The 25,036-nt window shown below is 59.0% G+C and carries 21 protein-coding genes and 2 tRNA genes; 2 read left to right on the forward strand and 21 right to left on the reverse strand.

What is annotated here, in order from left to right; translation table 11 throughout:
• Nucleotide 1 precedes the first annotated feature (1 nt).
• The 12 genes from rbfA to rlmE all read right to left on the reverse strand — a co-directional run bounded on the left by rbfA (nucleotide 2) and on the right by rlmE (nucleotide 11,701).
• The gene (gene rbfA / locus F8N96_RS28245) at nucleotides 2-403 is read right to left on the reverse strand and encodes a 30S ribosome-binding factor RbfA (protein WP_150800591.1); all 402 of its coding nucleotides are present in this window, start codon (nucleotides 401-403) and stop codon (nucleotides 2-4) included.
• Between the two features lie 159 nt (nucleotides 404-562).
• Nucleotides 563-3,100, reverse strand: coding sequence for a translation initiation factor IF-2 (infB, locus tag F8N96_RS28250; RefSeq protein WP_150800592.1), 2,538 nt, complete (start codon nucleotides 3,098-3,100; stop codon nucleotides 563-565).
• A gap of 27 nt (nucleotides 3,101-3,127) precedes the next feature.
• Nucleotides 3,128-4,609 carry a transcription termination factor NusA gene (gene nusA, locus F8N96_RS28255; protein WP_008024459.1) on the reverse strand — a complete coding sequence of 494 codons (1,482 nt, stop codon included), beginning with the start codon at nucleotides 4,607-4,609 and terminating at the stop codon, nucleotides 3,128-3,130.
• A 47-nt stretch (nucleotides 4,610-4,656) separates the two neighbouring features.
• Nucleotides 4,657-5,115 carry a ribosome maturation factor RimP gene (gene rimP, locus F8N96_RS28260; protein ID WP_010463487.1) on the reverse strand — a complete coding sequence of 153 codons (459 nt, stop codon included), beginning with the start codon at nucleotides 5,113-5,115 and terminating at the stop codon, nucleotides 4,657-4,659.
• A gap of 138 nt (nucleotides 5,116-5,253) precedes the next feature.
• A tRNA-Met gene (locus F8N96_RS28265) sits at nucleotides 5,254-5,330 on the reverse strand.
• A gap of 96 nt (nucleotides 5,331-5,426) precedes the next feature.
• Nucleotides 5,427-5,512, reverse strand: a tRNA-Leu gene (locus F8N96_RS28270).
• Between the two features lie 22 nt (nucleotides 5,513-5,534).
• Entirely contained in the window at nucleotides 5,535-5,918 is a 384-nt protein-coding gene (gene secG / locus F8N96_RS28275) for a preprotein translocase subunit SecG (protein ID WP_017336473.1), read from the reverse strand.
• A gap of 4 nt (nucleotides 5,919-5,922) precedes the next feature.
• A complete protein-coding gene (gene tpiA / locus F8N96_RS28280) occupies nucleotides 5,923-6,678 on the reverse strand; it encodes a triose-phosphate isomerase (RefSeq protein WP_150800593.1) in 756 nt (251 codons plus the stop codon).
• A gap of 66 nt (nucleotides 6,679-6,744) precedes the next feature.
• The gene (gene glmM, locus F8N96_RS28285; RefSeq protein ID WP_150800594.1) at nucleotides 6,745-8,082 is read right to left on the reverse strand and encodes a phosphoglucosamine mutase; all 1,338 of its coding nucleotides are present in this window, start codon (nucleotides 8,080-8,082) and stop codon (nucleotides 6,745-6,747) included.
• A 16-nt stretch (nucleotides 8,083-8,098) separates the two neighbouring features.
• Nucleotides 8,099-8,950 (reverse strand): dihydropteroate synthase, encoded by an 852-nt coding sequence (gene folP, locus F8N96_RS28290; RefSeq protein ID WP_150800595.1) that lies wholly within the window; start codon nucleotides 8,948-8,950, stop codon nucleotides 8,099-8,101.
• Nucleotides 8,951-8,958: 8 nt separating this feature from the next.
• A complete protein-coding gene (gene ftsH / locus F8N96_RS28295; RefSeq protein WP_150766389.1) occupies nucleotides 8,959-10,869 on the reverse strand; it encodes an ATP-dependent zinc metalloprotease FtsH in 1,911 nt (636 codons plus the stop codon).
• A 202-nt stretch (nucleotides 10,870-11,071) separates the two neighbouring features.
• Nucleotides 11,072-11,701, reverse strand: coding sequence for a 23S rRNA (uridine(2552)-2'-O)-methyltransferase RlmE (rlmE, locus tag F8N96_RS28300; protein WP_008005470.1), 630 nt, complete (start codon nucleotides 11,699-11,701; stop codon nucleotides 11,072-11,074).
• Between the two features lie 105 nt (nucleotides 11,702-11,806).
• Between rlmE and F8N96_RS28305 the strand changes: the two genes are divergently transcribed.
• Complete coding sequence (locus tag F8N96_RS28305; protein WP_008005472.1) at nucleotides 11,807-12,115, forward strand: YhbY family RNA-binding protein; 309 nt, start codon at nucleotides 11,807-11,809, stop codon at nucleotides 12,113-12,115.
• 9 nt (nucleotides 12,116-12,124) lie between these two features.
• Here F8N96_RS28305 and F8N96_RS28310 read toward each other — a convergent pair whose 3' ends face one another.
• The 8 genes from F8N96_RS28310 to grpE all read right to left on the reverse strand — a co-directional run bounded on the left by F8N96_RS28310 (nucleotide 12,125) and on the right by grpE (nucleotide 22,584).
• Complete coding sequence (locus F8N96_RS28310) at nucleotides 12,125-12,529, reverse strand: MFS transporter (RefSeq protein ID WP_150800596.1); 405 nt, start codon at nucleotides 12,527-12,529, stop codon at nucleotides 12,125-12,127.
• Nucleotides 12,530-12,557: 28 nt separating this feature from the next.
• Nucleotides 12,558-13,034 carry a transcription elongation factor GreA gene (gene greA, locus F8N96_RS28315; RefSeq protein WP_019651075.1) on the reverse strand — a complete coding sequence of 159 codons (477 nt, stop codon included), beginning with the start codon at nucleotides 13,032-13,034 and terminating at the stop codon, nucleotides 12,558-12,560.
• The gene (gene carB, locus F8N96_RS28320; protein ID WP_150800597.1) at nucleotides 13,031-16,252 is read right to left on the reverse strand and encodes a carbamoyl-phosphate synthase large subunit; all 3,222 of its coding nucleotides are present in this window, start codon (nucleotides 16,250-16,252) and stop codon (nucleotides 13,031-13,033) included. The genes greA and carB overlap by 4 nt, the downstream gene beginning before the upstream one ends.
• A 117-nt stretch (nucleotides 16,253-16,369) precedes the next feature.
• The gene (gene carA / locus F8N96_RS28325; protein WP_150800598.1) at nucleotides 16,370-17,506 is read right to left on the reverse strand and encodes a glutamine-hydrolyzing carbamoyl-phosphate synthase small subunit; all 1,137 of its coding nucleotides are present in this window, start codon (nucleotides 17,504-17,506) and stop codon (nucleotides 16,370-16,372) included.
• A gap of 259 nt (nucleotides 17,507-17,765) precedes the next feature.
• The gene (gene dapB, locus F8N96_RS28330) at nucleotides 17,766-18,569 is read right to left on the reverse strand and encodes a 4-hydroxy-tetrahydrodipicolinate reductase (protein WP_150800599.1); all 804 of its coding nucleotides are present in this window, start codon (nucleotides 18,567-18,569) and stop codon (nucleotides 17,766-17,768) included.
• Between the two features lie 10 nt (nucleotides 18,570-18,579).
• Nucleotides 18,580-19,704 carry a molecular chaperone DnaJ gene (dnaJ, locus tag F8N96_RS28335; RefSeq protein WP_150800600.1) on the reverse strand — a complete coding sequence of 375 codons (1,125 nt, stop codon included), beginning with the start codon at nucleotides 19,702-19,704 and terminating at the stop codon, nucleotides 18,580-18,582.
• A gap of 297 nt (nucleotides 19,705-20,001) precedes the next feature.
• A complete protein-coding gene (gene dnaK, locus F8N96_RS28340) occupies nucleotides 20,002-21,918 on the reverse strand; it encodes a molecular chaperone DnaK (protein ID WP_150800601.1) in 1,917 nt (638 codons plus the stop codon).
• Nucleotides 21,919-22,020: 102 nt separating this feature from the next.
• The gene (gene grpE, locus F8N96_RS28345; protein ID WP_128871914.1) at nucleotides 22,021-22,584 is read right to left on the reverse strand and encodes a nucleotide exchange factor GrpE; all 564 of its coding nucleotides are present in this window, start codon (nucleotides 22,582-22,584) and stop codon (nucleotides 22,021-22,023) included.
• Nucleotides 22,585-22,826: 242 nt separating this feature from the next.
• On the opposite strand from grpE, the gene recN reads away from it, so the two are divergent.
• Entirely contained in the window at nucleotides 22,827-24,500 is a 1,674-nt protein-coding gene (gene recN / locus F8N96_RS28350) for a DNA repair protein RecN (protein ID WP_150800602.1), read from the forward strand.
• 76 nt (nucleotides 24,501-24,576) lie between these two features.
• On the opposite strand, the gene fur is transcribed toward recN, so the two are convergent.
• Complete coding sequence (gene fur, locus F8N96_RS28355; RefSeq protein ID WP_003197684.1) at nucleotides 24,577-24,981, reverse strand: ferric iron uptake transcriptional regulator; 405 nt, start codon at nucleotides 24,979-24,981, stop codon at nucleotides 24,577-24,579.
• Nucleotides 24,982-25,036: the final 55 nt, after the last annotated feature.

Raw genomic sequence — 25,036 nt, forward strand, 5'->3', positions numbered from 1 at the left:
ATTACTCCTTGGCGTCTTCGGGTTCAGCGGCTACCGGGCGCTGACTGTCTTCAGCCACCGCACGCTCGATCAGGGCCGACAGGTGCGCGCCACGCACGACGCTTTCGTCGTAGTGGAAGTGCAACTGTGGAACGCTGCGCAACTTCATCTCGCGGGCCAACTGCATGCGCAGGAAACCGGCGGCGGAGTTGAGCACCTTGATGCTTTGCGCGATGTCGTCGCTGTTGTCCTGGCCCATCACGGTGATGAAGATCTTGGCGTGACCGACGTCACGACTGACTTCAACGGCGGTAATGGTGACCAGGCCGACGCGCGGGTCTTTGACTTCACGACGGATCAGCTGTGCCAGCTCACGCTGCATCTGATCGCCGATACGTTGGGTACGGCTGTATTCTTTTGCCATGTCTTGTTACCTGTTACTGCCCCACGGTGAAACCCGAAGGGTCTGAAAGCGGCAAACGCCCGGCCTGACAAAAGCCAGACCGGGCGTTGCGTTTAGAGTCCTGACGCTGTGCCGCGCATTTGCATGCGGCGGCTCACCGTGGCCCTTGAAGTGCGCGAGTCAGAGGCTGCGAGCAACCTGAACCTTCTCGTAGACTTCGATCTTGTCGCCAGGCTTGACGTCGTTGTAGCTCTTGACGCCAATACCGCATTCCATGCCGGCACGTACTTCGGAAGCGTCATCCTTGAAGCGGCGCAGGGATTCCAGCTCGCCTTCGAAGATAACGATGTCTTCACGCAGCACACGGATTGGACGGTTACGGTGCAAAACACCTTCGATAACCATGCAACCGGCGATCGCGCCGAACTTCGGCGAACGGAACACGTCACGCACTTCAGCGATACCCAGGATGTTCTCGCGAACATCGCTGCCCAGCATACCGGTGAGGGCTTTCTTGACGTCTTCGATGATGTCGTAGATCACGTTGTAGTAACGCATATCCAGGCCTTCCTGCTCGACGATCTTGCGAGCGCCAGCATCGGCACGCACGTTGAAGCCGAACAGTACAGCGTTGGAGGCCAGTGCCAGGTTGGCGTCGGACTCGGTGATACCACCGACACCGCCACCGACCACGCGCACTTGCACTTCGTCGTTACCCAGGCCGTTCAAGGCACCGTTCAACGCTTCCAGCGAACCACGGACGTCGGATTTGAGGACGATGTTAAGCGTCTTCTTCTCTGCCTGACCCATGTTTTCGAAGATGTTTTCCAGCTTGCCGGCGTGAGCGCGAGCCAGTTTGACTTCGCGGAACTTGCCTTGACGGAACAGAGCCACTTCACGGGCTTTCTTCTCGTCCGACAGCACGCTCATCTCGTCGCCAGCGTCCGGGGTACCGTCCAGGCCGAGGATCTCGACAGGGATGGAAGGACCGGCTTCCTTGATTGGCTTGCCGTTCTCATCGAGCATGGCACGTACACGGCCATAGTTCGAACCGACCAGCACCATGTCGCCTTGGCGCAGGGTACCGTCTTGAACCAGAACGGTAGCCACCGGGCCACGACCTTTGTCGAGACGCGATTCAACCACGACGCCACGACCTGGAGCCGAAGGCGTTGCTTTCAATTCCAGAACTTCAGCTTGCAGCAGAACAGCTTCGAGCAACTCGTCCACGCCAGTACCGACTTTCGCCGAAACCGATACGAACGGGGTGTCACCGCCCCACTCTTCTGACGTCACGCCGTGAACCGACAGTTCGCTACGGATGCGATCGAGATCGGCGCCCGGCTTGTCGATTTTGTTCACTGCAACCACCAGTGGAACACCAGCGGCCTTGGCGTGCTGGACAGCTTCAATGGTCTGCGGCATCACGCCGTCGTCCGCTGCAACTACCAGGATCACGATGTCGGTCGCCTTGGCACCACGGGCACGCATTGCGGTAAACGCGGCGTGACCAGGGGTGTCGAGGAAGGTGACCATGCCGCGCTCGGTTTCAACGTGGTACGCACCGATGTGCTGGGTGATCCCGCCGGCTTCGCCAGCAGCTACCTTGGCACGACGGATGTAGTCGAGCAGCGAAGTCTTACCATGGTCAACGTGGCCCATTACGGTCACAACTGGCGCACGGGAGAACGTCTCACCTTCAAACTTCAAGGACTCGGCCAGGGAATCTTCCAGGGCGGTGTCGCTGACCAGGGTCACTTTGTGGCCCAGTTCTTCGGCTACCAGCTGAGCAGTTTCCTGATCAAGCACCTGGTTGATGGTCGCTGGAGTACCCAGTTTGAACATGAACTTGATGATTTCAGCAGCCTTGACCGACATCTGCTGGGCGAGATCGCCAACAGTGATGGTCTCGCCGATCTGCACATCACGCACGACAGGGCCGGTTGGGCTCTGGAAACCGTGAGCGTTGCGTTTCTTCAGCTTGGCCTTGCCGCGACCACCACGACGGAAGCCATCGCTTTCTTCGTCGGTAGTACGTGGGGCAACGCGTGGAGCAGGCGCTTTTTCCTTGACCGAAGCACGATGCGGAGCGTTTTTGCGCTCGCCATCGCCACTGCCACGGCGACTGTTATCGTCGGCACGTGGTTTGTCCGGACGGCGCTGTTCGTTCTGCTTGTTGCGAACGTCAGCAGACGGCGCTGGAGCAGCGGCGACAACCGGCGCGCTTTCGCGTACAGGTTCGGCAACTGAAGCAGGTGCTGCAGGTGCTGCAACGGCGTTGCCAGTAGCGGTTTGCGCAGCAGCTGGCTGGCGACGCGCTTCTTCTTCGGCGCGACGCTTGGCTTCTTCTTCAGCCTTCTGACGAGCAGCATTTTCTACTGCGCGACGTTCATCCTGTTCGCGTTTGCGCTCGGCTTCGATTTCTTCCGGGCTGCGCTGTACGAAGACTTTCTTCTTGCGCACTTCAACGCTGATGCTTTTGCTGCCAGCAACACGCAGGGTGCTGGTAGTTTTGCGCTGCAATGTAATCTTGCGCGGTTCTTCCACTTTCGCCTTGTGGCTGCTTTTCAAGTGAGTCAGCAAAGACTGCTTCTCACTATCGCTCACACCTTCATCGGCGGCGGTGTGCGGCAGACCAGCCTCACGCATCTGCTGCAACAGGCGCTCTACCGGTGTTTTGACCTCATCGGCCAGTTGTTTCACCGTGACTTGCGTCATGCACTTCTCTCCTCAGGCCGCGCCTAATTACTCGAACCAGTGGGCTCGGGCGGCCATGATCAACTTGCCGGCACGATCATCGTCAATGCCGTCGATGTCGAGCAGATCGTCAATAGACTGCTCGGCCAGGTCTTCGCGGGTAATTACGCCGCGCACCGCCAGTTCCATCGCCAAATCCTTGTCCATACCCTCAAGCGAGAGCAGGTCTTCGGCCGGATGGGCGTCTGCCAGCTTTTCCTCAGTAGCGATGGCTTTGGTCAACAAACGATCCTTGGCACGAGCGCGAAGCTCGTTGACGGTTTCCTCGTCAAAGCCGTCGATGTTGAGCATTTCTTCCAACGGTACGTAGGCAATCTCTTCCAGGCTGGTGAAGCCTTCATCTACCAGCACCTGTGCCAGGTCTTCGTCGACTTCCAGCTCGTCGATGAAGTTGCGCAGGATATCGCCGGTTTCTGCTTGCTGCTTAGCCTGGATGTCCGATTCGGTCATCACGTTCAGGGTCCAGCCAGTCAACTGGCTGGCCAGACGCACGTTCTGACCTCCGCGACCGATGGCCTGAGCCAGATTGTCTGCGCCAACGGCGATGTCCATGGCATGGGCATCCTCGTCAACGATAATTGCCGCCACTTCAGCCGGCGACATTGCATTGATCACGAACTGAGCCGGGTTGTCGTCCCACAGGACGATGTCCACACGCTCACCGCCCAACTCACCCGACACTGCCTGGACGCGCGAACCGCGCATGCCGATGCAAGCGCCTTGCGGGTCGATGCGTTTGTCCTTGGAGCGGACCGCGATCTTGGCGCGCGAACCCGGGTCCCGGGACGCCGCCATGACTTCGATCAGGCCTTCAGCGATTTCCGGCACTTCGATGCGGAACAACTCGATCAGCATTTCCGGCGCGGTACGCGACAGGATCAGCTGCGGGCCGCGGTTCTCGGTGCGGATTTCCTTGAGCAGCGCGCGCAGGCGCACGCCAACCCGGAAGGTTTCGCGAGAAATGATGTCTTCGCGGGCCAGCAACGCTTCTGCGTTGTTACCCAGGTCGACGATCACGTTGTCGCGGGTCACTTTCTTCACGGTGCCGGAAATGATCTCTCCCAGGCGCTCGCGATAGGCATCAACGACTTGAGCACGTTCGGCTTCGCGAACTTTCTGCACGATGACTTGCTTGGCAGTCTGTGCAGCGATGCGGCCGAATTCGATGGACTCGATCTTTTCTTCGACGACGTCACCGACCTGAGCACCAGGATGCGTTTCTGCAACCTTGCTCGGCCAGGTTTCGATGGCCGGATCGTCCAGGTCCGCTTCTTCGACGACCGTCCAGCGACGGAAGGTCTCGTAAGCGCCGGTGTGGCGATTGATTTCCACACGCAGATCGACTTCGTCCTCGAAACGTTTTTTGGTAGCAGTGGCCAGAGCCAGCTCCAGCGCTTCAAAAATTACGTTTGCCGGTACGCCCTTTTCATTGGATACCGACTCAACAACCAGCAGTACTTCTTTGCTCATCGTACGCCTCGCCTTTCGCAAGCCATTGGATCCGCGGGATCCGCGTCTCAGTCAAAACTGGGAATAATGTTGGCCTTGTCGATCATATCGATCGGCAACAGGAATTCATGGTCTTCAACCTGCACCACGACGTCCTGCTCTTCTACACCGCGCAGAAGGCCCTGAAAGTTGCGTCGCCCTTCAAAAGGCGAGCGCAGCTTGATCTTCACTTGTTCACCGGCAAATTTTGCAAACTGCTCAATAGTGAACAGCGGGCGTTCCATGCCAGGCGAGGAAACTTCAAGGGTGTATTCAACGGCGATCGGATCTTCAACATCCAGGACACCGCTGATCTGACGGCTGACGATGGCGCAATCGTCCACCAGCACACCGCCTTCTTTATCAATATAAACGCGCAACATTGAGTGGCGACCCTGAGCCGAAAACTCAATACCCCAGCATTCATAGCCCAGGGCCACGACCACCGGGGCCAACAAGGCCTGCAACTCTTCTAGCTTGCTCGACACCTGAACCCCCTCGTGCATGTATGTGCATGCTATGCAAAATAAAAAAATGGGCGAAACGCCCATCCTTGAAACGCCGTCGAACAGCGGCGTAGAAAGTGTCCAGCTAACAAAAAGCCCCTGAAAAGGGGCTCCTGAAACTGGTTGCGGGGGCCGGATTTGAACCGACGACCTTCGGGTTATGAGCCCGACGAGCTACCAGACTGCTCCACCCCGCGACAAAGCTGGGGCGGAAGTATACGACCGATCCCTCACAGGGTCAATGTAACCTTCCACCTACAAGAAAGCCCGCAACAGCGGGCTCTCCTGATAATTGGTACCGAGAAGGGGACTCGAACCCCTACACCCTATGGGCACAACCACCTCAAGGTTGCGTGTCTACCAATTCCACCACCTCGGCAATACTGCGTTTGAAACCCTTCTTACTTCTGCTCTTGAGCTGGAGGCACGTCAGTCGCTGGAGTAGCCGACTTTTGCTCTTGAAGCACCGGGACATCATCAGAAGCCGGTTGTTGCTTTGGAACTTCCAACACTGCCGGGTTTGGCAAACCTACTTGAGTCAGCTGGTGAGCTTTCTCTTTAGCAAAGTAACCTAACCCTAAGCTGGTTATGAAGAAACCTGCGGCAAGTATAGCAGTAAACTTACTAAGAAAGGTAGAGGAACCTTGGCTTCCGAACACAGTATTTGAAGCACCTGCTCCGAAAGACGCGCCAGCATCCGCACCTTTACCCTGCTGCAGCAAAACCAGAGCAACTACGCCCAATGCACCCAGCAGATGAAAAACGACTACGACTGTTTCCAGCATTTTTTCAGTTTCCCGCGGCGCGACAGATCGCACCGAACTCATCTGCATTCAGGGACGCTCCACCAATGAGCCCCCCATCGATATCCGGCATGCCGAACAGTTCGACCGCATTGGCCGCCTTCACGCTGCCGCCGTATAGAAGCCGCACACCTTGTGCGACTTCAGAATTCTTTTCCGCCAACTGGGCGCGAATGGCTGCGTGCACATCCTGCGCCTGTTGCGGCGAAGCAGTCAGCCCGGTGCCAATGGCCCAGACCGGCTCGTAAGCGATGACCGCCTTGGCAAAGACACCGACACCCAGCTCCTCGATGATACTGTCCAGCTGACGCCCGACAACTTCAAGAGTTTTCCCGGCTTCGCGCTGCTCAAGGGTTTCCCCTATGCACAACACCGGAATCAAGCCACATGCCTGTGCCGCTGCGAACTTGCGGATCAGCATTCCGTCCTGCTCGCCCATGATCTGGCGGCGCTCGGAATGCCCGACAAGCACCAGGGAACAACCTGCATCCACCAACTGACTCGGTGCAACTTCACCGGTCAATGCGCCTTGCATGGATTCCACCGCAGAGTTCTGCGCGCCGATCGAAATCGGCTGGTCTTTCAAGCCATCAATCACTTGATTGATATGCAGGCAAGACGGGAATACCGCAACGTCAACATCGCTCGGCAAGTCCAGACGGCGGAGGCCGTCAATCAGCTCAGCGACGCTGGTGCGGGTACCGTGCATCTTCCAGTTACCAGCTACCATAGGGCGACGCATGCTGTACCTCGTCGGTCAAAGTGGGCGCAGATGTTACCCAACACAATCATGGCTGGCAAGCCGAATTCAGGCAGAAACTGCAGTAACCAGGTTTGCCAGCTCTTCGGCGTGGCCGCGAACCTGCGTTTCGTCCTCGCCTTCGACCATTACCCGCACCAACGGCTCCGTCCCGGACTTGCGCAACAGCACGCGCCCGCGACCGGCCATGGCCTGGGTCACGCGCTCGCTGGCCTCCTTGACCGCCGGATGATCGAGGGGGCTTGCACCACCGCCGAAACGCACGTTGATCAGCACCTGAGGGCACTTGCGCAATGGCTGACGCGATTGCGCCAGACTTTCGGAGCGCCGCTTGAGCGCCATCAGTACCTGCAAGGCCGCAATGATCGCATCACCGGTGGTGGTGTGGCTGAAGCAGACAATGTGCCCCGAGTTTTCACCACCCACCAGCCAATCACGCTCCTGCAACTCGGAGATGACGTACCGGTCGCCGACGTTGGCCCGTACAAAGGGAATGCCCAGGTCCGCCAGGGCCAGCTCCAGCCCCAGGTTACTCATCAGCGTACCGACCACACCGCCCTGCAACTTGCCGCGCTCCTGCAGGTCGCGAGCAATGATGAACAGCAATTCGTCACCGTCGACGACAGCGCCGGTGTGATCGACCATCTGCACCCGGTCGCCATCGCCATCAAAGGCGATACCCAAATCGGCGTGCTCGGCCAATACGGCAGCCTGCAACGGCTCCATATGGGTCGAACCGCAGTTGTCGTTGATGTTCAGGCCATTGGGATGGGCAGAAAGTACAACGACCTCGGCGCCCAGCTCACGGAACACACTCGGCGCCACCTTGTAGGTCGCACCGTGAGCGCAGTCGAGCACGATCTTCAGGCCCGCGAAGCTGGTGCCGGTCGGGACGCTGCTCTTGCAGAACTCGATGTAGCGGCCCGACGCATCGTTGATGCGCGAGACCTTGCCGATCTTGCTCGACTCGACCACGGTCATCGGGGTGTCGAGCAATTCTTCGATCATGTGTTCGACTTCATCCGGAAGCTTGGTGCCCTTTCCAGAGAAAAACTTGATGCCGTTGTCGTCGTGCGGATTGTGCGAGGCGCTGATCACGATGCCGGCTTCGGCATGGAAGGTGCGCGTCAGATAGGCGATGGCCGGCGTCGGCATCGGACCCAGGAGCAAGACATCGGCACCTGCCGACGTCAGTCCGGCTTCAAGCGCCGATTCGAACATGTAGCCGGAGATCCGGGTGTCCTTGCCTACCAGTACCTTGCAGGCGCCCATCTTGCGGAACGCCATACCCGCAGCCCAACCGAGCTTGAGCATGAAATCAGGCGTGATCGGGTATTCGCCGACGCGACCACGAATGCCGTCGGTACCAAAGTATTTTTTAGTCATAAGCGCTCCATCCTTCTTATTCGGCTGATTCCACTGCGGCGATCATCCGCAGTACATCGACTGTTTCGGCCACATCATGGACGCGCAATATACGCGCTCCCTTGAATGAGGCCAGCGCCGCGAGCGCCAGACCGCCATACAGGCGTTCTCCGACCGGGCGATTCAAGGCCTGGCCTATCATGCTCTTTCGCGAAACCCCGACCAACAGGGGCCGCCCCAAGGCATGCAAGGCCTCCATATGCTTGAACAAGCTTAGATTGTGTTGCAGGTTTTTGGCGAAACCGAAACCCGGATCAAGAATGATCCGCTCGACGGGTATGCCTGCCGCTGCACATTGCGCCATGCGTCCGGCAAGAAACTCACCGACCTCCCCGGTCACGTCCCGATATTGCGGATTGTCCTGCATGTCGCCCGGCTCACCGAGCATATGCATCAGGCAGACCGGCAAGCCGGTGGCCGCGGCCGCATCCAGCGCGCCATCGCGTTGCAGCGAACGCACGTCATTGATCAACCCGGCCCCCAGCCGTGCGGTTTCGCGCATGACGGACGGGGTCGAGGTATCAACCGAGATGATGACATCCAACTCGCGATGAATTCGCTCGACGATGGGCGCTACGCGCTCGAGCTCCTCCAGCGGCGAAACCGCCCTGGCACCCGGCCGGGTCGATTCGCCACCGACATCGATCAGCGTCGCGCCGGCCGCCACCATGGCTTCGGCGTGGCGCAAGGCCGCATCGAGCTGGTTATATTGGCCACCGTCAGAAAAGGAATCGGGAGTGACATTGAGAATACCCATGACATGCGTCAGGGCCAAATCAAGAACCCGGTTGCCGCAAGGCAACCGGGTCGAGGACTGAACAGAAGTCATTTCAAACCTTAAACGTCAGCAGCCGGACCGCCGATAGGTGTTTCCGGACGCTCGCCCTGCACCACCGGAGGCGTTCCGGACGTACCGGTACCACCCGACCAGTCGCGAGGTTCGCGAGGCGTACGACCCGCCATGATGTCATCGATCTGATCGGCATCGATCGTTTCGTACTTCATCAAGGCATCGGCCATGGCGTCGAGCTTGTCACGGTTATCCGTGAGAATCTGCTTGGCCGTGCCGTAGCACTGGTCAATGATGCTGCGCACTTCGGAGTCGATCAGCTTCGCTGTCTCGCCGGAGAAGCTGGTGCCCTGACCGCCGCCACCGCGACCGAGGAACACTTCACCCTCTTCTTCGGCGTACATCAGCGGACCGAGTTTTTCCGACAGGCCCCACTTGGTCACCATGTTCCGCGCAATCTGGCTGGCACGCATGATGTCGTTGGATGCACCGGTGGTGACACCGTCGAAGCCAAGGGTCATTTCTTCAGCGATACGGCCGCCGTAGAGCGAGCAGATCTGACTGATCAAAGCCCGCTTGGACAGGCTGTAGCGATCTTCTTCCGGCAGGAACATAGTCACGCCCAAGGCACGACCGCGGGGGATGATCGACACCTTGTAGACCGGGTCATGCTCAGGCACGACGCGACCGACAATGGCGTGGCCGGCTTCGTGATAAGCGGTGTTCTGCTTCTCTTTCTCGGACATGACCATGGATTTGCGCTCGGCACCCATCATGATCTTGTCTTTGGCCAGTTCGAACTCTTTCATTTCAACGATGCGCTTGCCGGCACGGGCGGCGAACAGCGACGCCTCGTTCACCAGGTTCGCCAGGTCGGCACCGGAGAAACCAGGGGTACCACGGGCGATCACAGCCGGAGCGACGTCGTCACCCATTGGCACCTTGCGCATGTGGACCTTGAGAATCTGCTCACGGCCACGGATATCCGGCAGGCCGACCACTACCTGACGGTCGAAACGGCCCGGACGCAGCAGCGCCGGGTCCAGTACGTCCGGACGGTTGGTGGCCGCGATGACGATGATGCCGTCATTCATTTCGAAGCCGTCCATCTCTACCAGCAACTGGTTGAGGGTCTGTTCGCGCTCGTCGTGACCGCCACCCATGCCGGCGCCACGGTGGCGACCGACGGCGTCGATTTCATCGATGAAGATGATGCATGGCGCGTGTTTCTTGGCCTGCTCGAACATGTCGCGAACACGGCTGGCACCGACACCGACGAACATTTCGACGAAATCGGAACCGGAAATGGTGAAGAACGGCACTTTGGCTTCGCCGGCAATCGCCTTGGCGAGCAAGGTTTTACCGGTACCCGGAGGACCGACCATCAGTACGCCGCGGGGAATGCGACCGCCCAGGCGCTGGAACTTGCCCGGATCGCGCAGGAATTCAACCAGCTCGCCGACTTCTTCCTTGGCTTCGTCGCAACCGGCAACGTCACCCAGGGTGGTTTTCACCTGGTCTTCGGAGAGCAGGCGCGCCTTGCTCTTGCCGAAGCTCATCGGCCCGCCCTTGCCGCCCGCACCGCCCTGCATCTGCCGCATGAAAAACATGAACACGGCGATGATCACCAGGATCGGGAAGCTTGCGACCAGCAGCTGAGTCCAGATGCTTTGCTGTTCAGGCTGCTTGCCTTCGACCACGACGTGGTTGTCCACGAGGTCGCCGATCAGACCGTTATCCTGGATTGCCGGACGAATGGTCTTGAAGCTGTCGCCATCGTTGCGCTTGCCGGTAATCACATAGCCGTCGACGGCTACGCGCTCGACCTTGCCATCCTTGACCTGCTGGATGAAGTCGGAATAGTTGAGGGTCTGCGGCTCGTTAGGGCTGGAGAAGTTGTTCATCACCGTCACCAGGACTGCCGCGATGATCAACCACAGGATCAGATTCTTTGCCATATCGTTCAATTAACTACCCTCTGAAGCAAGCGCCGCTGATGGCGCGCGCCTCGCATGATATTCACCGGCCTAACTTACTACATTACCTACGACTCTGGCAGGCGTCGTCTGTAACCCTTTGTGAAACACTTTCTACACAATATTCGCTAATGCTCTTGGGGCGAAATACGAAAATCCTATCGACCCGCAAAAAAACCTCGATTTACTCACTACGGCCGCGGTAGCCCCAAGCCAGCATGTATTGCTCGCGGGAACTGCCACGGGAAGAGTCCGGCTTGATCATCTGGACCTTGTCGAATTTCTGACGAGCGTCCTTCACGTAAGCATCAAACCCTTCGCCCTGAAACACCTTGATCACGAAATTACCACCCGGCTTGAGTATCCGAGCCGCCAGATCAAGAGCCAGCTCACATAGAAACATGGCTTTTGGCATGTCCACCTCAGGCGTACCACTCATATTGGGGGCCATATCGGAAATCACAAGGTCCACCTGCGAATTACCCACGGCTTCAAGGATCTGAGCGAGCACTTCGTCCTGGGTGAAGTCACCCTGGATGAAAGTCACGTCCGGAATGCTGTCCATTTCCAGGATGTCCGAGGCGATCAGACGCCCCTGACCACCGATCAGCCGACTAGTGACCTGCGACCAGCCGCCGGGCGCCGCACCCAGGTCGACAACGCTCATACCTGGACGGATCAGTTTGTATTTCTCCTGGACCTCCAGAAGCTTGTAACTCGCACGCGAGCGGTAACCATCCTTCTGCGCCTGCTTCACATAGGGATCATTGACATGTCTTTGCAGCCACTTAAGGCTTGTCTTGGAACGGGCCACGGGCCACCTCGAAAATAAAACGGGTCGTGATTAACTGGGCGGTCCCGGACTCGCTCGGGTAAACTGGCCGCCGCTTTTTACAAGATCAGACGCAGGGGTCAGATTATGCCGCTCACTCAAGAGCAGAAGAAACAGTACAAATCCATTGGCCACCATCTGAAACCAGTTTTGACTGTGGCTGACAACGGTTTGACTGAAGGTGTGTTAGCCGAGCTTGAACGCGCTTTGGCGGATCACGAGCTGATTAAAATCAAGCTCAACATCCTCGATCGCGAGTCGCGCCTGGCGAACATTGCAGAACTGTGCAAGGTCGGCAAAGCGGACCTGGTTCAGGTCATCGGCAAGATGGCACTGATTTACCGCAAGAACTTCAGCGTCAACAAGCAGCTGTCGAACGTCCATCGCTTCAAGTGATGACAAGGGTCAAGGGTGTGCTTCGCGCACCCTGCCACTCCATCCCGGTACCGGCTGCAACACCAGCACCAACCCGGAAAACCCCAGGATCAGATAGCTGAACAGCTGCCAACGCACTGCATCCGGCCAGCCGAAGTGCACCGCGAAGTACATCGCGCACGCATACAGCGCCATCATCAGCAGTTGCCCGCGAATATCGCGCCATAGACTGGCAAGGCCCTCGGCCTGAACCAGCACCAAAGCCTGAAAAATCACACACACTGCGGCGAAACCCACCATCAGTGTATTGAGCATGCCCACGATTTCGTCGATCAGCAGCGGTGCCAGGCCGATATGACCCAGCACCGGCAGCAGACCGATATGCAACAGCCACAGGCCGCCCACCCATAACATCTGGGTCAGCTGCCACAGCATGGCGCCCGCATGCAGCGGGCGCCTTCTTTCAGATGTGACGAACTTCGACAATCTCGTACTCGATAACGCCACCAGGCGTTTTCACGGCGACCACATCACCCTCTTCCTTGGCAATCAAGGCGCGAGCCAGTGGCGAACCCACCGAAATCTTGCCGAGTTTGAAGTCAGCCTCATCCTCACCCACGATGTGGTAAGTGACGCGCTCATCCGTCTCGACATTGGCGATTTCAACGGTGGTGCCGAAAATCACTTTGCCGGTGTGAGGAATGGTCGTGACATCGATGATGACCTGGTTCTGAATCCGGCCTTCGATGTCACGAATCCGCGCCTCGACCATCCCCTGCTGCTCGCGGGCAGCATGGTATTCGGCGTTTTCCTTCAAGTCGCCCAGTTCGCGGGCCGTGCCGATGTCCTGGCTGAGCTTCGGACGGACGACCTTGGTCAGGTGAGCGTGTTCTTCTTCCAGGGCTTTGGCGCCCTTGACGGTCATTGGGTATTTGATCATGCCTTCAATCCTGCGTGTAGATCCTGCAAGCGGCGCACGGTCTTCTCGGGACCGAACTTCAGCGCTTCGCAGATAGCTTCGCCAGCAGCAATGGTGGTGGTGCAGTAGATCTTGTGCTGCAAGGCATTACGACGAATGGAATAGGAGTCAGCAATCGACTGACGGCCTTCGGTGGTGTTGATGATCAAGGTGACTTCGTCGTTCTTGATCATGTCGACCACGTGCGGACGACCTTCGGTCACCTTGTTCACGCGACGGACTTTCAGGCCCGCGGCTTCGATCAGCCTGGCAGTACCGGCAGTGGCGACCACGTCGAAGCCCAAGTTGATCAGATCACGGGCCACGCCTGCAACCAGTGGCTTGTCGTCGTCACGTACGCTGATGAATGCGGTACCGCCGGTCGGCAGCACTTCGCTGGCGCCCATCTGGGCCTTGGCGAACGCTTCACCGAAGGTGTCGCCCACGCCCATCACTTCACCGGTGGACTTCATCTCAGGGCCCAGGATCGGGTCCACGCCAGGGAATTTGGCGAATGGGAACACCGCCTCTTTCACACTGTAGAAGTTCGGAATGATTTCTTTAGTGAAACCGATTTCCTTCAGGGTTTTACCGGCCATCACGCGAGCTGCGATCATCGCCAGGGAAACACCGATGCACTTGGACACGAACGGTACGGTACGGGAAGCGCGCGGGTTGACTTCGATGACGTAGATGTCTTCGCCTTGCAGCGCCAGCTGAACGTTCATCAGGCCGACCACGCCCAGTTCCAGGGCCATTTTCTTGACCTGTTCGCGCATCTCGTCCTGGATGTGCGCAGGCAGCGAGTACGGCGGCAGGGAGCACGCGGAGTCACCGGAGTGAACGCCGGCCTGCTCGATGTGCTGCATGATCGCGCCGATCACCACGTCGGTGCCGTCGCAGACCGCATCCACGTCCATTTCGATGGCGCAGTTGAGGAAGTGGTCCAGCAGCACCGGGCTGTCGTTGGACACCTTCACTGCATCGCGCAGGTAACGCTTGAGTTCTTCTTCTTCGTAAACGATTTCCATCGCACGACCGCCCAGTACGTAGGACGGACGCACCACCAGCGGGTAGCCGATCTTGCTGGCGGCACGAATCGCTTCGTCTTCGCTGCGCACGGTGGCGTTTGGCGGCTGACGCAGGTTCAGGCGCTCGACCATCTGCTGGAAGCGCTCACGGTCTTCGGCACGGTCGATGGCGTCAGGGCTGGTGCCGATGATCGGCACGCCGGCTTCTTCCAGGGCGCGAGCCAGTTTCAGCGGAGTCTGGCCGCCGTACTGGACGATCACGCCTTTTGGCTTCTCGACGCGGCAGATTTCCAGCACGTCTTCCAGGGTCACTGGTTCGAAGTACAGGCGATCGGAGGTGTCGTAGTCGGTGGACACGGTTTCCGGGTTGCAGTTGACCATGATGGTCTCGTAACCATCTTCGCGCAGGGCCAATGCCGCGTGTACACAGCAGTAGTCGAACTCGATGCCCTGGCCGATACGGTTTGGACCGCCGCCGAGGATCATGATCTTGTCGCGGCCCGACGGCGCGGCTTCGCACTCTTCCTCGTAAGTCGAGTACATGTAAGCGGTATCGGTGGCGAACTCGGCCGCGCAGGTGTCAACGCGCTTGTAGACCGGGTACACCTCAAGCTTGTGGCGGTGGCGACGCAGGCTCTTCTCGGTCACGCCCAGCAGCTTGGCCAGACGCATGTCGGAGAAGCCTTTGCGCTTGAGCTTGAACATCATGTCGCGGTCGATGCTGGACAGACCCAGGGTCTTGACCTTCTCTTCTTCCTTGATCAGATCTTCGATCTGCACCAGGAACCACGGGTCGATCATGTTCATGCCGAAGATGTCTTCGACCGACAGGCCGGCACGGAAGGCGTCAGCCACGTACCAGATGCGCTCGGCACCCGGCACGGTCAGTTCGCGCTTGAGGATGCTCATGCTTTCCGGGTTGCTCAGGTCGAGCTTCTCGTCCAGGCCGCAAACGCCCACTTCCAGGCCGCGCAGGGCTTTCTGCAGGGATTCCTGGAAGGTCCGGCCGATGGCCATGACTTCACCGACCGACTTCATTTGCGTGGTCAGGCGCGCGTCGGCTTTCGGGAATTTCTCGAAGGCGAAGCGTGGCAGCTTGGTGACGACGTAGTCGATCGACGGCTCGAAGGATGCAGGAGTAGCGCCGCCGGTGATTTCGTTTTGCAGCTCGTCCAGGGTGTAGCCGATCGCCAGCTTGGCAGCGATGCGCGCAATCGGGAAACCAGTGGCTTTGGAGGCCAGTGCCGAAGAGCGGGATACACGCGGGTTCATCTCGATCACGACCATACGGCCAGTGTCCGGGCAGATGCCAAACTGAACGTTGGAGCCGCCGGTTTCCACGCCGATCTCACGCAGTACCGCCAACGAGGCGTTACGCATGATCTGGTATTCCTTGTCCGTCAGGGTTTGTGCCGGAGCAACGGTGATCGAGTCACCGGTGTGCACGCCCATCGGGTCAAAGTTTTCGATCGAGCAAACGATGATGCAGTTGTCCTTCTTATCGCGGACAACCTCCATCTCGTACTCTTTCCAGCCGATCAGCGATTCGTCGATCAGCAGCTCTTTGGTCGGCGACAAATCCAGGCCGCGGGCGCAGATTTCTTCGAACTCTTCACGGTTGTAAGCGATACCGCCACCCGTGCCGCCCATGGTGAAGGACGGACGAATGATGCACGGGAAGCCGAGCTTTTCGAGGACCGCGTTGGCCTCTTCCATGCTGTGGGCGATACCCGAACGCGGGCAGTCCAGGCCGATGGATTTCATCGCCTTGTCGAAGCGCGAACGGTCTTCGGCCTTGTCGATGGTGTCGGCGTTGGCGCCGATCATCTCTACGCCGAACTTCTCCAGAACGCCTTCGCGCTCCAGATCTAGTGCGCAGTTCAGAGCAGTCTGGCCACCCATGGTCGGCAGCAGCGCGTCCGGACGCTCTTTCTCGATGATCTTGGCCACGGTCTGCCACTTGATCGGCTCGATATACGTGGCGTCAGCCATGTCCGGGTCGGTCATGATGGTGGCCGGGTTGGAGTTCACCAGGATGACGCGGTAACCCTCCTCGCGCAGGGCTTTGCAGGCCTGGGCGCCGGAGTAGTCGAATTCGCAGGCCTGGCCGATCACGATCGGGCCAGCGCCGAGAATCAGGATGCTTTTAATGTCTGTACGTTTTGGCATGGGTTGTCACTCAAATCCGCAGGTCAGTCGGCAAGCCGTCTTGTTCAATCTTTGAAGGCCCGAGGGGGTCACCGGTGTCGGGACCGCCCTCAAGCTTTGCTGCATCAAGGCGAGCGATCAGCGTCGCTTGGCCATTTCGTTGATGAAGCGATCGAACAATGGCGCTACGTCGTTCGGGCCAGGGCTGGCTTCAGGGTGACCCTGGAAGCTGAAGGCGCTCTTGTCGGTAAGCTCGATGCCTTGCAGGGTGCCGTCGAACAGCGATTTGTGGATCGCGCGGACGTTGCCTGGCAGGGTCGTTTCGTCTACCGCGAAGCCGTGGTTCTGACTGGTGATCATCACCACACCGCTGTCCAGGTCCTGGACCGGGTGGTTGGCGCCGTGGTGGCCGTGACCCATTTTCAGGGTCTTGGCGCCGGAGGCCAGGGCCAGCAGCTGGTGACCGAGGCAGATACCGAACACCGGGATGTCGGTTTGCAGTACGTCCTTGATCGCCTGGATCGCGTAGTCGCAAGGCTCGGGGTCACCCGGGCCGTTGGACAGGAACACGCCGTCCGGATTGAGCGCCAATGCGTCAGCCGCAGGCGTTTGCGCCGGCACCACGGTTACGCGGCAACCGCGCGCAACCAGCATGCGCAGGATGTTCAGCTTGACGCCGTAGTCGTAGGCAACCACGTGATACGGCAGCTCGGCGGCGTCGATGGTCGCATGGCTGTCGGTTTTCAGATCCCAGACCGTCGAGCGCCATTCGTATTGCTCTTTGGTGCTGACGACTTTCGCCAGGTCCATGCCCTTGAGACCAGGGAAACCCCGGGCGGCCGCGATGGCAGCTTCTTCAGAGATGTTGTCACCGGCCATGATGCAGCCGTTCTGCGCGCCTTTCTCACGCAGGATGCGCGTCAGGCGGCGAGTGTCGATACCGGCGATTGCCACCACATTGTTGGCTTTCAGGTAGTCGGACAGCGACAGCTTGTTACGCCAGTTGCTCGCCACCAGCGGCAGGTCACGGATGACCAGGCCAGCGGACCAGACGCGATCGGACTCGGCGTCTTCCGGGGTGGTGCCGGTATTGCCGATGTGCGGGTAAGTCAGGGTAACGATCTGTTGGGCGTAGGAAGGATCGGTAAGGATTTCCTGATAGCCGGTCATGGCGGTGTTGAACACCACCTCACCAACGGTGTGACCGTCGGCTCCAATGGCTTCGCCGCGAAAAATGCTGCCATCAGCAAGGGCGAGTATGGCTGGCTTAGTCAAGAAGACCTCCCGTAAATAAAGCCTGAAAGGGCGATCGCAGGTTGTAAAAAAGCGGAGTGACGTATGGACACGTCACCCCGCTTCTTCACCGAATAATTCTGCGCGCTTTTAGTGGACACACTAAAGCTGTAGCTTACAGAAAAAGGCATTTTTGGTCTACCGCCAATGAGCCCTAAAGGCCGGAGAATGCGACAGGACGTCGCTTGGCGGGATAAAACCGGGTCCGAACGCTGGGTTCGAACCCGATTTCGGGCGCATCTTACCTCAGGTCGAGCACATCTTGCATGTCGTAAAGGCCTGGCCCGCGTCCGTCCAGCCACAAAGCCGCACGCACTGCACCCTTGGCGAAGGTCATGCGGCTGGAAGCCTTGTGCGTGATTTCGACACGCTCACCGTCGGCGGCGAACAACACAGTGTGATCACCGACGATGTCACCGGCACGCACCGTGGCGAAGCCGATGGTTTCGCGAGCACGGGCGCCGGTCTGGCCTTCACGGCCGTAAACCGCCACCTTCTTCAAGTCACGACCCAGCGCATCGGCAATCACTTCGCCCATGCGCACGGCCGTCCCCGACGGCGCATCGACTTTATGCCGGTGGTGGGCCTCGGTGATTTCGATATCGACGTCATCACCCAATACACGGGCAGCGGTGTCGAGCAGTTTCAGGCACAGGTTGACGCCGACACTGAAGTTGGCGGCAAAGACGATGGGAATGTCCTTGCCCGCCTCGGCCAGCAACTGCTTCTCTTCGACGCTGAAGCCGGTGGTGCCGATGATCATCGACTTACCGTGCTTGCGGCAGAACGCGAGGTTCTTCAGGGTCACCGTCGGGTGCGTGAAGTCGATCAGCACGTCGAACTCGTCGACCACCCGCCCCAGATCACCGGACAGCGGCACGCCGATACGACCCAGCGCCGCCAGCTCGCCGGCATCGGCACCGACCAGGCTGCTGTCCGGGCGATCCACCGCCGCCGTCAGACCGGCACCCGGCGTTTGCTGCACGGCTTCGATCAGGGTTTTACCCATGCGCCCGGCGGCGCCCATCACTGCAATACGTCGCATGCCTGCCTCCTTACAAATCGCCGAAGAAGCGCTTTACGCCTTCGAACCAACCGGTGGTTTTCGGCGAGTGACTGTTATCGTCCGCCAGCGAGCTACGGAACTCTTCCAGCAATTCGCGCTGGCGACGCCCCAGGTTGACCGGGGTTTCGACCGCCACGCGACACATCAGGTCACCGGCACCGCCACCCCGCACTGGCGCGACACCCTTGCCGCGGACACGGAACTGCTTGCCGGTCTGGGTGCCCTCGGGGATCTTCAGCTTGACCCGGCCATCGAGGGTCGGAATCTCCAGCTCGCCACCCAGCGCCGCGTCGACAAAGCTGATCGGCACTTCGCAGAACAGATGCTTGCCGTCACGCTGGAAGATGGCGTGCTCGCGCACATTGATCACCACGTACAGGTCGCCGGTCGGACCACCCTGCGCACCCGCCTCGCCTTCGCCGGACAGGCGAATGCGGTCACCGGTATCGACACCGGCCGGCACTTTCACCGAAAGCGTCTTGTACTCTTCGACACGACCTTCGCCATGGCAGGAATCGCACGGATCGGAAATGATCTTGCCCTGGCCATGGCAGCGCGGGCAGGTCTGCTGCACCGAGAAGAAGCCCTGCTGCATGCGGACCTGGCCAATACCGCCACAGGTCGGGCATGTGACAGGCGCAGAGCCTTTCTTGGCGCCCGAGCCGTCGCACGGCTTGCAGTTGACCAGTGTCGGAACGCGGATATTCACGGTGGTACCGCGCACCGCTTCTTCCAGGTTCAGTTCCAGGGTGTAGCGCAGGTCGCTGCCGCGCTGAGCGCCGCCACGGGAACCGCCGCGACCGCCACCGAAGAAGTCACTGAAGACATCGCCAAAGATGTCGGAGAAGTTCTGGCCGCCAAACCCGGCACCGCCGCCGCCCATGCTCGGGTCGACACCGGCATGGCCGTACTGGTCGTACGCCGCGCGCTTGCTCGAATCGGACAGCACTTCGTAGGCCTCGTTGGCCTCCTTGAACATCTCTTCCGACGATTTGTCATCGGGATTACGGTCCGGGTGGTGCTTCATCGCCAGGCGACGGTAGGCCTTTTTCAGGTCCGCTTCGCTTGAGCCGCGCTCAACACCCAATACTTCGTAATAGTCACGCTTTGCCATAAGTCTTTGCACTCTTAAGGACGTTCGGCAAACCCCTCCTGAGCCTCGCCAAACTCGTTGAGCCCCAATACAGGCCCGGACCCAACTCACGTCAATTCAACGATCCTGGTCTTTGATTCAAATCGGTACTTTCGGCGCGAAAAGCAGGAGCATTTCCGGCCATACCATCAGCACCCGAGCGATGTCGCATGCTGTAAAAATTCGCTAACTCCAGACACGCCAACGCGGGAGCAAGCTCCCGCGCGGCGACATCCTACCAGTCACCGCCTGAAGGCAGTCAACCGGGCGACCAACAACTTACTTGTGGTCTTTGACTTCTTCGAACTCAGCGTCCACGACGTCGTCGGCTTTTTCAGCTTTTTCGTCGTTTGGTGCAGCGCCTTCAGCAGGCTGAGCCTGTTCGGCGTACATTTTCTGAGCCACTGGCGCGGAGACTTTGGACAGCTCTTCAACCTTGGCGTCGATAGCAGCCTTGTCGTCGCCCTTGATGGCGGCTTCCAGGGCAACTACTGCAGCTTCGATTGCAGTCTTCTCTTCAGCGGTCACTTTGTCGCCGGCATCAGCGACCATTTTGCGCGTCGAGTGAACCAGGGCGTCGCCTTGGTTGCGGGCGCTGGCCAGTTCTTCGAACTTGCGGTCTTCTTCGGCGTTCACTTCAGCGTCACGAACCATCTGCTGAATTTCTTCCTCGGACAGACCGGAGTTGGCCTTGATCACGATCGACTGAGTCTTGCCGGTGGCCTTGTCTTTCGCGCCGACGTGCAGGATGCCGTTGGCGTCGATGTCGAAGGTCACTTCGATTTGTGGCACGCCACGTGGTGCTGGTGGAATCTCGGCCAGGTCGAACTTGCCCAGGGACTTGTTCTGGGCGGCTTGCTTGCGCTCACCTTGCAGCACGTGGATGGTCACTGCGCCCTGGTTGTCGTCGGCTGTCGAGAACACTTGCGATTTCTTGGTAGGAATCGTGGTGTTTTTCTCGATCAGCGCGGTCATCACGCCACCCATGGTTTCGATACCCAGGGTCAGCGGGCTGACGTCGAGCAGCAGAACGTCTTTCACGTCGCCGGCCAATACCGCGCCCTGGATGGCAGCACCCATGGCAACAGCTTCGTCAGGGTTGACGTCTTTACGTGCTTCTTTACCGAAGAAATCGGTCACCAGCTTCTGAACCAGCGGCATACGGGTCTGACCGCCGACCAGGATCACGTCGTTGATCGCGCCAACGTCGATACCGGCGTCTTTCATCGCGATGCGGCAAGGCTCGATGGTGCGTTGAACCAGGTCTTCAACCAGCGCTTCGAGCTTGGAACGCGAGATCTTCACGTTCAAGTGTTTTGGACCGGTAGCGTCTGCAGTGATGTACGGCAGGTTCACGTCGGTCGACTGGCTCGAGGACAGTTCGATCTTGGCTTTTTCAGCCGCTTCTTTCAGGCGCTGCATCGCCAGCGGATCACCCTTGAGGTTCATGCCGCTTTCTTTCTTGAATTCGTCGACGAGGTAGTCGATCAGACGAATGTCAAAGTCTTCACCGCCCAGGAAGGTGTCGCCGTTGGTGGCCAACACTTCGAACTGGTGCTCGCCATCGACTTCAGCGATTTCGATCACGGAAACGTCGAAAGTACCGCCGCCCAGGTCGTAAACGATCACGGTGTGATCGCCCTTGGCCTTGTCCATACCGTAAGCCAGCGCGGCTGCGGTCGGCTCATTGATGATACGTTTAACGTCCAGGCCCGCGATGCGGCCGGCGTCCTTGGTGGCTTGACGCTGGCTGTCGTTGAAGTAGGCCGGAACGGTGATCACCGCTTCGGTCACTGGCTCGCCGAGGTAGTCTTCGGCGGTCTTCTTCATTTTCTTCAGAATTTCAGCCGAGATTTGTGGCGGTGCCATTTTCTGGCCGTTCACTTCAACCCAGGCGTCGCTGTTGTCAGCCTTGACGATCTTGTAAGGGACCATCTGGATGTCTTTCTGCACGACTTCTTCGTCGAAACGACGACCGATCAAACGCTTCACCGCGTACAGGGTGTTGTGCGGATTGGTCACCGCCTGACGCTTGGCCGACTGGCCAACCAGAATTTCGCCATCGTTGGCATACGCAACGATCGAAGGGGTGGTACGCGCGCCTTCGGCGTTTTCGATGACTTTGGCTTTGCCGTTTTCAAGAATGGAGACGCAGGAGTTGGTAGTCCCCAGGTCGATACCGATAATTTTGCCCATGTTCACTCTCCCGAAACTTTGGATTTGGATGCCGCAGCAGTGGTGGCTAACTGCGGTAGCACTTAAACGCTTGACTTCTAAATGGGGGCCTTGCGGCTAATTTCAAGCCTGCTCGTCAATAGAAGGCGAAACTGGCGCAGGCACCTTGCTGACCACAACCATGGCCGGGCGCAGCAGGCGACCGTTGAGCTGATAACCCTTCTGAAACACCTTGAGCACGCTGTTCGGCTCGACGTCGGCGCTTTCCTGCATGGCCATTGCCTGATGCTGCGATGCATTGAAGGGCTCGCCTTCAGGGTCGATCACTTCCAGCTGATAACGCTTCAGGGTGTCCTGGAACATTTTCAGGGTCAGTTCGATCCCTTCGCGCATCGGACGAATGTTTTCGTCGTCAGGGCTGGACAACTCAAGGCCACGCTCGAGGCTGTCGATGATCGGCAGCAGGTCGCCGGCGAACTTCTCCAGGGCGAACTTGTGAGCCTTCTCTACATCCTGCTCGGCGCGACGGCGGACGTTCTGCAGATCAGCTGCTACACGCAAAGCCTGATCATGGGCGCCAGCCAGTTGCTCTTCGAGCACTTGTACACGAGCCGCCAGCTCATCACCCTCCTGGGCAGCTTGATCGGCGTCTAGATTTTGCGTATCCACTGTCTGTTCGTCAGCCATAGATTTCTCCTTTCAATATCGTCCGCGAGCTCAACTCGCGCTTCTGTCCCGGTATATGGGGCCGCAAAATCGAGCTTCAAGGGCCGCTCGTTGATTTAACCCTACAAAACGCAGCTGCATTGTCATTCCCGGGCGCACTAAGGATTTCGTCGGATCAGGCAAATCGAGCTAAAGAGAGGCATTGTCAGCCAGAATAAAAACACTGTATAAATAACCAGACCTAATGCCTGGGAGCGGCCTTTATGCTGGTGCACCTGTCCGTACACAACTACGCCATCGTTGAACATCTCGATCTCGAACTCGATCGCGGGATGAGCGTGATCACAGGGGAAACCGGCGCCGGCAAGTCGATCATGCTCGACGCCCTGGGCCTGACCCTGGGTGATCGCGCCGACAGCGGCGTGGTTCGCCCCGGTGCCGACAAGGCCGACATCCTGGCCACCTTCGACCTGGTCGACATTCCGGAAGCCAGCGCCTGGCTGGCCGAACGCGACCTGGAGGGCGACGGCCCGTGCATCCTGCGGCGGGTGATCACTGCCGAAGGGCGCTCCCGCGGCTATATCAACGGCACGCCCTGCCCGCTTGGCGACCTCAAGGCCCTGGGCGAGTTGCTGATCGACATCCACAGCCAGCACGAACACCAGTCCTTGCTCAAGACCGACACCCACCGCCGCCTGCTCGACGAGTACGCCGGCGCGACAGACCTTGCCCGTCAGGTGCAACTGGCCGCCCAACGCTGGCGCCAGACCCGCCAGGAACTGCACCGTCTGTCCAACTCCGGCGACGAGCAACGCGCCCGCCATCAGCTGCTCAGCTATCAACTCGAGGAACTGGAAAACCTTGGCCTCGGTGAAAACGAGCTGGAGCAGCTCGAGCATGAACACAAGAACCTGACCAACGCCGAAACCCTGTTGGGCATCTGCCGGCAAGTGGTCGAACAATGCAGCGAAAGTGATTCGGGCAATGTGCTGAATGCGCTCACCGCCAGCCTCAACCGCCTGTCGAGCGTGAACAACTCGATCGGCGCCCTGGGCGAAGCCAGCAGCCTGCTGACCAGTGCGCAGATCCAGGTCGAGGAAGCCGTGGGCGAACTGAACCGCTTCCTGGATAATTTCGACGCCGACCCGGCGCGTCTTCAGTACCTGGAAGAACGTCTCGACGCGATCTACACCATGGCCCGCAAGCATCGCATCCAACCGACCGAGGTCGCGGAAATGCAACAGCGCCTGCTGGATGAAATCGAGACCCTGAATGCCAACGACGAATCCATCGAACGACTGAGCGATGAGTTGGCGTCCTACGCCCGTCATTATCAGGAGAAAGCCCGGGAGCTGAGCGACCTGCGCCATCAATCCTCAAGTAGCCTGGCAAGCGCCGTGGAGCAGGAAATCCAGCGACTGGGCATGCCAGGTGGGCGCTTCACCATCGAGCTGCGTCGCAACAGCAGCGATGAATTGCTGCCCAATGGTCTCGAACAGGTCGAACTACTGGTGAGCGCCAACCCCGGGCAACCGCTCAAAGCCCTGGCAAAAGTAGCCTCCGGTGGCGAGCTGTCGCGTATCAGCCTGGCGATTCAGGTGATCACCGCGCAAACCTCTCGGGTCCCGACGCTGGTATTTGACGAAGTGGACGTGGGCATCGGCGGCCCGACCGCCGAGATTGTTGGCCAGCTGTTGCGTCGACTGGGGGAGCGCGGGCAGGTTCTGACGGTCACTCACTTGCCACAAGTGGCGGCACAGGGTCACCAGCATCTATTCGTGCACAAGGTGCGCGGCGAGGACGCCACTCGCACTGCCGTCTCGAAATTGAGCATGAATGGTCGCGTCGAAGAAGTGGCGCGGATGCTTGGCGGCATCGACCTCACCAAAGAGTCCTTGGCTCACGCGAAAAAGATGGTCGTTACCGCGAAGATTTAATAAATGGCAGACAGCACGAAGGCGACCCTGGGGTCGCCTTCGTTCGTTTCGCGAACCTCAAGTTCGCGCGACAGGCTTACTTTTTCTTGCGCACGTACAGTACAAGATTGTGATCAACCATCTCGAAGCCATACTTGTCGACGATTGCCTTCTGCAGCCGCTCGATTTCTTCATCGAAGAATTCGATCACTTCGCTGGTCTCGACATTGACCATATGGTCGTGATGCTTGCCGTCATCCAGCTCGAAGACCGCATGGCCTCCGTCGAAGTTGTGCCGCACCACAAGGCCAGCTGCCTCGAACTGGGTCAGAACACGGTAAACCGTGGCCAGACCGACGTCCTCACCAGCTTCCATCAGTGCCTTGTAGACGTCCTCGGCACTCATGTGGCGTTGCTCGGCGGAATCGAGCATTTGCAGAATCTTGACCCGTGGAAGGGTCACTTTGAGGCCGGCTTTGCGTAGTTCGCTATTTTCAACCATGGTCAGCTTTCTCGCGATGCTGCTTCGCAGCTTCTCTTAATGCGGGTATGATCGG

The organism is Pseudomonas fluorescens (genome assembly GCF_902497855.1).
GTDB classification, from domain to species: domain Bacteria; phylum Pseudomonadota; class Gammaproteobacteria; order Pseudomonadales; family Pseudomonadaceae; genus Aquipseudomonas; species Aquipseudomonas fluorescens_BI.

What these genes read in the sequence shown, in the direction of transcription:
- rbfA (WP_150800591.1), bottom strand. Translation starts at nt 403, where the DNA reads ATGGCAAAAGAATACAGCCGTACCCAACGTATCGGCGATCAGATGCAG.
- infB (WP_150800592.1), bottom strand. Translation starts at nt 3,100, where the DNA reads ATGACGCAAGTCACGGTGAAACAACTGGCCGATGAGGTCAAAACACCG.
- nusA (WP_008024459.1), bottom strand. Translation starts at nt 4,609, where the DNA reads ATGAGCAAAGAAGTACTGCTGGTTGTTGAGTCGGTATCCAATGAAAAG.
- secG (WP_017336473.1), bottom strand. Translation starts at nt 5,918, where the DNA reads ATGCTGGAAACAGTCGTAGTCGTTTTTCATCTGCTGGGTGCATTGGGC.
- tpiA (WP_150800593.1), bottom strand. Translation starts at nt 6,678, where the DNA reads ATGCGTCGCCCTATGGTAGCTGGTAACTGGAAGATGCACGGTACCCGC.
- glmM (WP_150800594.1), bottom strand. Translation starts at nt 8,082, where the DNA reads ATGACTAAAAAATACTTTGGTACCGACGGCATTCGTGGTCGCGTCGGC.
- folP (WP_150800595.1), bottom strand. Translation starts at nt 8,950, where the DNA reads ATGACTTCTGTTCAGTCCTCGACCCGGTTGCCTTGCGGCAACCGGGTT.
- ftsH (WP_150766389.1), bottom strand. Translation starts at nt 10,869, where the DNA reads ATGGCAAAGAATCTGATCCTGTGGTTGATCATCGCGGCAGTCCTGGTG.
- F8N96_RS28305 (WP_008005472.1), top strand. Translation starts at nt 11,807, where the DNA reads ATGCCGCTCACTCAAGAGCAGAAGAAACAGTACAAATCCATTGGCCAC.
- F8N96_RS28310 (WP_150800596.1), bottom strand. Translation starts at nt 12,529, where the DNA reads ATGCTGTGGCAGCTGACCCAGATGTTATGGGTGGGCGGCCTGTGGCTG.
- greA (WP_019651075.1), bottom strand. Translation starts at nt 13,034, where the DNA reads ATGATCAAATACCCAATGACCGTCAAGGGCGCCAAAGCCCTGGAAGAA.
- carB (WP_150800597.1), bottom strand. Translation starts at nt 16,252, where the DNA reads ATGCCAAAACGTACAGACATTAAAAGCATCCTGATTCTCGGCGCTGGC.
- dapB (WP_150800599.1), bottom strand. Translation starts at nt 18,569, where the DNA reads ATGCGACGTATTGCAGTGATGGGCGCCGCCGGGCGCATGGGTAAAACC.
- dnaJ (WP_150800600.1), bottom strand. Translation starts at nt 19,704, where the DNA reads ATGGCAAAGCGTGACTATTACGAAGTATTGGGTGTTGAGCGCGGCTCA.
- dnaK (WP_150800601.1), bottom strand. Translation starts at nt 21,918, where the DNA reads ATGGGCAAAATTATCGGTATCGACCTGGGGACTACCAACTCCTGCGTC.
- grpE (WP_128871914.1), bottom strand. Translation starts at nt 22,584, where the DNA reads ATGGCTGACGAACAGACAGTGGATACGCAAAATCTAGACGCCGATCAA.
- recN (WP_150800602.1), top strand. Translation starts at nt 22,827, where the DNA reads ATGCTGGTGCACCTGTCCGTACACAACTACGCCATCGTTGAACATCTC.
- fur (WP_003197684.1), bottom strand. Translation starts at nt 24,981, where the DNA reads ATGGTTGAAAATAGCGAACTACGCAAAGCCGGCCTCAAAGTGACCCTT.